The sequence below is a fragment of the Streptomyces himastatinicus ATCC 53653 genome (assembly GCF_000158915.1).
Taxonomy (GTDB): domain Bacteria; phylum Actinomycetota; class Actinomycetes; order Streptomycetales; family Streptomycetaceae; genus Streptomyces; species Streptomyces himastatinicus.
In genome coordinates this window covers 6561643-6567889 of sequence record NZ_GG657754.1, presented here as the reverse complement: position 1 = coordinate 6567889, position 6247 = coordinate 6561643, and the positions used below count along the sequence as shown (strand labels likewise).

The following is a 6247-nucleotide window of genomic DNA, read 5'->3' as shown; positions in this document are numbered from 1 at the left end:
CGGAGGTGAACTCCTCGACCGCTCCGCACAGCACGGTGCGGGCGCGCCCGGCGCGCTGGAGCCGCAGCGCGTACCCGCAGGGTGAGCAGCCCGGCGGCCCTGCCGCCCGCGATGGTGGCGTTGGGGCCCTTGAGCCCGTGCCAGATGGCGGACTGCCCGGCGGCGCAGTTCATCACCGTGTTGGGGAAGCGGGCCGGGTCCACGAAGAAGGGCTTGGCGCTGACGAGCGAGTCACGGGTGAAGTCCATGATGGACTGGGCGCTTCCGGTGCTGGTGCCCAGCGCCAGACCGGTGTGCTCGCCGACGCCCGGCAGCCGCCCGGCCCCGTCACCGGCCTTCTCCTCCCGCTCGCCGGAGAGCAGATGGCGGATCGCGGTGACGGCGAGGCCGGTGACCCGGTCCATGGAGCGGGTGTTCTTCCGGCCGAGGATCTCCCGGATGTGGAAGTCCGGTACGAGGCACGCCTCGCGGAACGGCACCGACCACTCCTCGGGGTCCAGCGGCTTCCCGGTGCCGCGCCCGGACCCCAGACCGCTGCTGAAGTCCGCGGCCCGCAGCCCCAGGGGCGATACGGCGGTCCAGGCGGAGATGACCGGGCCGACCGTGGCGGGAGCGTTGACCATCGGTACTCCTTCGGTTGTGGCCCGGGGGCCGGACGGGGTGCTCACAGGAACCACACCTGTTCGTAGGAGGGCCAGCGCGCGGCGAGCCCGTACGGCTCGATCACCTGGACGCCGGGCAGCAGCCGGTCGGCGGCGGTGCGCCCCAGCGCGGCCAGATCGGGCTCCTCGACCAGCACGGTCACCCCGGCGTCGAGCACCTTCGTCACGGACGCGCGCGGATCGGGCAGGGTGTCGAGGGTGCGCCCGCCGAGGCGCAGCGGCGGCTGGGGGGCGACGGTGCGCACGGCGTAGCCGACGGCGGGTCCGCGCAGCGCCAGATCGCAGCCCCCGCCGCTCTGCCGGTGCAGATCGGGTACGACGTAGAGGGCGTCCGCGAACTGGGTCTCGACCGATCCGCGGTACGCCTTCTCCATGATCAGCAGCCAGCGAGCACGTTCTTGAATGACTTCGCCGGGCATGGTTCAGCACACCCCCATGACCAGGGCCTTGTCCGCCGCCTTGACGTGCTCGGCGAACAGGAACGGGGACCGCTTGCTGACCTGGGGGATCTGGTCGGCGGCGCCCCGGTCGTCGGCGCAGAAGCGGCAGACGTACCAGTAGAGCCGGTCGGGGTGGTCGGCGAGCAGATTGCGGACGATCAGCGCGGTGGACGGATGGCGGCGCTCCAGGTCGGTGAGGTCGCGCGGCTTGGTGTCGCCGAGGGCCGCGCTGGTCAGGCCGGTGGCGTCGCCGCAGGTCCAGATCTGCACCCGGGCGCCGCGGTCGAGCAGCGCGGTGGCCAGCCGGAGCGCCGAGGTGACCAGGTCGCTCTGGTGGGGCGCGCCGAAGAGGTTGAGGAGCACGTCGGTGGCGGGTATGGGACGGGCCATCAGTGCCACACCGCCCGTACCTGGGGTTCCAGCAGCTTGGCCGCCACGTCGTCCATCTCCACCATGCGGACGTCGGCGGCGAGATCGGTGGCGGGCAGGGCGCGCTGGGCGGCCGAGAAGGTGTCCACCCACACCTCGCCGCCGCCGCGCAGGAACGTCTCGATGCCGGGCGCGGCGCCGGGGAGGGCGGCGGTGACGCCGTTCTCGACGAGGAACAGCACCACCCGGTGGCCGTCCCCGGCCAGCCGTGTGGCGTCGCCGACGAAGCGCTCGCAGGCGGGCCCGGTCTGCGGGCCGCCGCTCTCGATCAGCAGATGGTCCGTCATGTGAGGAGTTCACCGCCGTCCACACCGATCACATTGCCGGTGATCCAGGAGGAGTCGGTACGGGACAGCAGCGAGACCGCCTCGGCGACGTCCTCCGGGCGGGTGAGCCGCCGGTGCGGGTTGAGGTCCTTGGCGTACTCGGCGAGCCGCTCGCTGTCGGGGATGCGCTCCATGGACGGGGTCGGGGTGACCCCGGCGCGCAGCGCGTTGACGGCGATGCCCGACGGGGCGAGTTCCAGGGCGAGTTGGCGTACATGGGACTCCAGGGCGGCCTTGGCGGCGGAGACGGCGCCGTAGTGGGGCATCACGCGGGCGCCTCCGGCGGAGGTCATCGCGTACACCTTGGAGCCCTTGCGCAGCAGGCCCGCGGTGAACAGGTCCTGGGTCCAGTAGACGAGCGAGTGCGCCATCACGTCGAGCGTCATGTTCATCTGACGGGACGTGAGGCTCCCTTCGCCGTCGGGGGTGACGTACGGCAGCAGGGTGCCGAACGCGAGGGAGTGCACCAGGACGCGTACGCCCTTGCCGCCGGTCAGTTCCTCGAACCTCGGCAGCAGCTCCTCGCGGGTGCGGGCGGAGGCGGCGTTGGCGTTGAAGAAGTGCGCCTCGACACCGTGCGCGCGCATCTCCTCCTGGGCGACCGCCGCCTTCTGCTGTCCTTCGGTGGTGTCGAAGTGGATGCCCAGGATGCTCACGCCCGCGCGGGCCATCTCGTGCGCGATGGCCAGGCCCATGCCGCTGGAGGCGCCCAGCACCAGGCACCAGGATCCTTCGAGTGAGGTGATCATCGGCCGCTCGCCCTCCGTGGTCCGCGTCGTCCGCTCATCGGCTGCTCGCTTCCGCGCCGCCGGATCCGCCCGGGGTGACCAGGCAGACGGCGGTGTTTCCCTCGGCCGCCGCCGTGACGACGGCGTGTGCGTGGTCCGGCCGGGTCCGCAGGGCGGCGGCGATACGTGCCATCGGCGCCAGGCAGCCCGCGCCCGCCGGGATGCGTTCGGCCCCCTCGTCCAAGGCATGCGCGACCGCCTCGCCGACCGGGGAGCCGTCCAGGACGGCGGTGACGGTCAGCGGGGTGCCCGGCCGGTGGCCGAGGGCGGCGAGCGCGTCCCGCAGCGCCTCCGCCGCCTGCCCGGCGCCGCCGTCCGAGGCGGCGAGGGCGGGCGGCAGGAAGAACGTACGGACACCGATGCGCCCGTACGCCCGTCCGCCGCGCTCCGCGACGGCCGCCGCGGGCTCCAGCAGCAGCGCGACGGCACCCGCCTCCGAGGTGTCCGCCCCCGGCTCGCCCTCCGGCAGCGCCTCCTCGGTCGCCCCGGCGAGCAGCCGGGAGGCGCGGCCCGCGGCGAGGGCGCGGGCGCCGGTCTGGAGCGCCTCCAGGCCCGCGATACGGGGGCTGGTGAGGGTGAGGTTGAAGCCCTTGAGGTCGTGTTCGGTGGCCAGTCGGCTGCCGAAGAGGTTGATGGAGAAGTACGGCGCGAGGGCCGGGCTCAGATCGCCCGCGCCCGCGCCGGTGACCGTCCGGTCCATGGCGTGGTGCAGGGCGGTGGCCGCGCTGTTGGTGCCCACCGCGGCGCCGCGGCGCTCGGGGTCGGCCGCCGTCAGGGCGTCCTCGCCCGCGTCGGCGAGGGCGCGCTTGGCGGCGGCCAGCACGTACTGGGAGGCGCTGGGCAGGTACTTGTAGCCGCGGCGGCCCAGCTCGTCACGGAAGTCGAAGCCGTCCGCGTCCACATCGCCCACCCCGGTGACCACGAGATCCATCAGCGGGCCTCCGCGAGGACGAGGGAGATGTTGTTGCCGCCGAACGCATAGGCGTTGACCAGCCCGTATCCACCGTTCAGCGGGGTGCTCCCGGACGGCAGCGGCACCGGGCACTCCGGATCGGCCGCCCCGACGGGCACGTTCGGCGGCAGGGTGTGGTGGTGCAGCATCAGGGCGGCGGACAGCGCGGCGAACGCGCCCGCCGCGCCGCCGGTGTGGCCGATGAGCGCCTTCAGGCTGTACAGCGGGGAGTGGGGGGTCACCGCGGCCAGCACCCGGCTCTCCACCACGTCGTTGAGGTCGGTGCCGGTGCCGTGCGGCACGACGAAACCGACCTCGTCCCCGTCCGCCTCGCCCGCGTCGCGCAGCGCCTGGCGCATCGCGCGCTCGATCTGCTCGCCGTCGGGCTCGGGCGCGGTCGCGTGGTGGGCGTCGCAGCTCCAGCCGGTGCCCACGAGGCGGGCGTAGCCGGGCCCGGCGCCGCGCGCGCGGGCGTGCGCGGCGGACTCCAGGACCAGGACGGCGGCGCCCTCGCCGAAGACCGTGCCGCGCCGGTCGGCGGCGAACGGGCGGCAGCTCTCGGGGTCGATGGCGCCGAGCCGGTTGAAGCAGGCGAGCGCGACCCGCGAGTACGCCTCGGCGCCGCCCGCGAACACCACGTCCGCCTCGCCCGAGCGGATCAGGTCGGCCGCGACGGACAGCGCGTAACCACTGGCCGAACAGGCGTTGCTGACGCACGTATTGGGACCGCGCGCGCCGAGCAGACCGCCGACCACCGAGGCGACCGGGAAGACGGGCGCCCAGCGGCCGGAGCCCGGGGCCTCGCCCGTCCACCACGCCTCGTGCAGCTCCGTATCGCCCATGCCGCTGCTGATCACGACGGCCACCCGGCGCGGATCGACACTCCCCCACGCGGAGAGCCCGGCGTCCTCGGCCGCCTGCCGGGCCGCCTCGATCGCGAACCGCGAACCGCGCCCCAGCGGCAGCCCCTCCCACTCCGCGGGCCCGTCCGGCACGTCGGCCTCGGGCACCAGATACATCCGCGGATGGTCCATGCGGGCGAGCGGATCGGGCACCCGGGACGGGGCGGTGCGCGCGGTGTGCATACCGCGCCAGAAGGCGTCGACGCCCGTGCCCAGCGGGGACAGCGCCCCCACTCCGGTGACCGTGATGTCGTCCATCAGGTGCCGCTCGACTTTCCGGACAGCGCGTCCAGCACCCGCTGGTCGAAGGGGACCAGATGCCAGTCGCGGCGGTTCTCGATCAGTGCGTAGCCGTGCACGATGCCGCCGGTGGCGGTGAGGGTGAGCGCGCCGTCGCGGACCGCGTAACAGTCCATACGGGCGGTGTAGGTGAGGTCCTTGAAGATCTCCTCCACCGTGTAGACGGTGTACAGGTCCTCTTCCATCAGCGCCTCGTCGGTGACGCGAATCCAGGAGCGCGGCACGACGGGTATCCACCGGCGGTCGTCCAGCAGGGTCTTGATGGAGATGCCGCGGGACTTCACGAAGCGGTCCTTGGCCTCCTCCATCAGCCGCAGATAGCCGGACATCTGGAGCCGCTCGGTGAAGTGGCAGTAGGGGTAGGTGATGTTCCACTTCCAGGCGTGGGCGTTACGGCCCTCCGTGAGCGCCGCCAGTACGGCGTCCTCGTCGCCGTCCGGCACCGCAGGGGACGGCTCGGCGGGCGCCCCTTCGCCCAGCCGGTCCACCGTGAACCGGCCGAACTCGCCGGGCGGTTCGGCGGGCCCCGTCAGATACGAGTCGGCGCGCAGCGAGACCCGGACCGTGGCGGTGACGGCCTTGAGTACGGAGCCGTCGCGCACGACCCGGAGGGTCACCCGGAAGGTGAGCGCCGTATCGCCGTCGGAGGTGCGCGGCACCACCTCGGCCTCGGCGTCGTCGTCCATGTGGAAGGCGTGCAGGATGCGGCTGTCCAGCGCCACGATGTCCAGCCCGAGGCCGTGCTCCTCGTACAGCCGTCGGGCGGGTGCCCCGCAGCGGGCGAAGTGGACGAGCACCGCCTCCTCGATGAGGTAGTTGACGTGTTTGAAGCCGATCCACGTGCAGATGTTGGAGCCCTCGTACCGCGGACGCAGCCGCACCGTGGTGGTGTCGGCCAGCAGGGCCTTCGTCGACATCGGCGGGGCGGCGGCTCTCATCAGGTGCACTCCATGGCTGAAATCGCTGACATCGCTGACCTTGCGGAAACCTCTGGAAGGGGCTCGCCCGGCCCGCGCAGCAGCAGCCCGGCCACGGCGTCCGCCGTGTCGTCGCCGCTGGTGATCAGCGCCTCGCCCTCCCCGGCTCCGGCCCCTTCCACGCCGAACCAGCCGACCGCGGCGGCGCACTGGAGGACGCCGAGCGCGCCGGAGGCGCGGCCGACGGCGGTGGTGACGTCGTGGCGCGGTACGGCCGGGGGCACGGGGGAGCCGACGTCGGCGCCCGGCTCCTCGTAGCGCTCCGGGGTGAACCAGACGCCCGGCCTCTCGCCGCCCTCCGGCAGCAGCGCCCGGACGCAGCCCGCGAGCCCCGCCCGGCGCTCGTACGGCCCCAGGACGGCGACGGCGCGCGCCCCGCGCTCCTCCGCCCAGCGCGCGCCCTCCACGACGAGGGCGGCGGCGCCCGTCCAGCAGGTCGTCGGCCGGGCGGGCGAGCAGGTCCTCCACGAC

7 protein-coding genes and 2 pseudogenes are annotated in these 6247 nt (G+C 73.7%); all 9 read right to left on the bottom strand.

What is annotated here, in order from left to right; all coding sequences use genetic code 11:
• Positions 1-623: pseudogene (locus SSOG_RS54005) on the bottom strand (beta-ketoacyl synthase N-terminal-like domain-containing protein); the annotation flags it as partial.
• Between the two features lie 41 nt (positions 624-664).
• Entirely contained in the window at positions 665-1081 is a 417-nt protein-coding gene (locus SSOG_RS27990; protein ID WP_009717623.1) for a hypothetical protein, read from the bottom strand.
• Between the two features lie 3 nt (positions 1082-1084).
• Positions 1085-1492, bottom strand: coding sequence for a hypothetical protein (locus SSOG_RS27985; protein ID WP_039938876.1), 408 nt, complete (start codon positions 1490-1492; stop codon positions 1085-1087).
• Positions 1492-1818 carry a hypothetical protein gene (locus SSOG_RS27980; RefSeq protein ID WP_009717621.1) on the bottom strand — a complete coding sequence of 109 codons (327 nt, stop codon included), beginning with the start codon at positions 1816-1818 and terminating at the stop codon, positions 1492-1494. Before SSOG_RS27980 ends, SSOG_RS27985 begins: the two co-directional genes overlap by 1 nt.
• On the bottom strand, positions 1815-2606 hold the full coding sequence (locus SSOG_RS27975) for an SDR family oxidoreductase (RefSeq protein ID WP_009717620.1): 792 nt from the start codon (positions 2604-2606) through the stop codon (positions 1815-1817). Before SSOG_RS27975 ends, SSOG_RS27980 begins: the two co-directional genes overlap by 4 nt.
• Positions 2607-2640: 34 nt before the next feature.
• Positions 2641-3576 carry a beta-ketoacyl synthase N-terminal-like domain-containing protein gene (locus tag SSOG_RS27970; RefSeq protein ID WP_009717619.1) on the bottom strand — a complete coding sequence of 312 codons (936 nt, stop codon included), beginning with the start codon at positions 3574-3576 and terminating at the stop codon, positions 2641-2643.
• Positions 3576-4757, bottom strand: coding sequence for a beta-ketoacyl-[acyl-carrier-protein] synthase family protein (locus SSOG_RS57560; protein ID WP_009717618.1), 1182 nt, complete (start codon positions 4755-4757; stop codon positions 3576-3578). Before SSOG_RS57560 ends, SSOG_RS27970 begins: the two co-directional genes overlap by 1 nt.
• Positions 4757-5737 carry a hypothetical protein gene (locus SSOG_RS27960; protein WP_009717617.1) on the bottom strand — a complete coding sequence of 327 codons (981 nt, stop codon included), beginning with the start codon at positions 5735-5737 and terminating at the stop codon, positions 4757-4759. The genes SSOG_RS57560 and SSOG_RS27960 overlap by 1 nt, the downstream gene beginning before the upstream one ends.
• Positions 5737-6247, bottom strand: a pseudogene (locus SSOG_RS54955) (hypothetical protein); the annotation flags it as partial. The gene SSOG_RS27960 and the pseudogene SSOG_RS54955, both read right to left, overlap by 1 nt.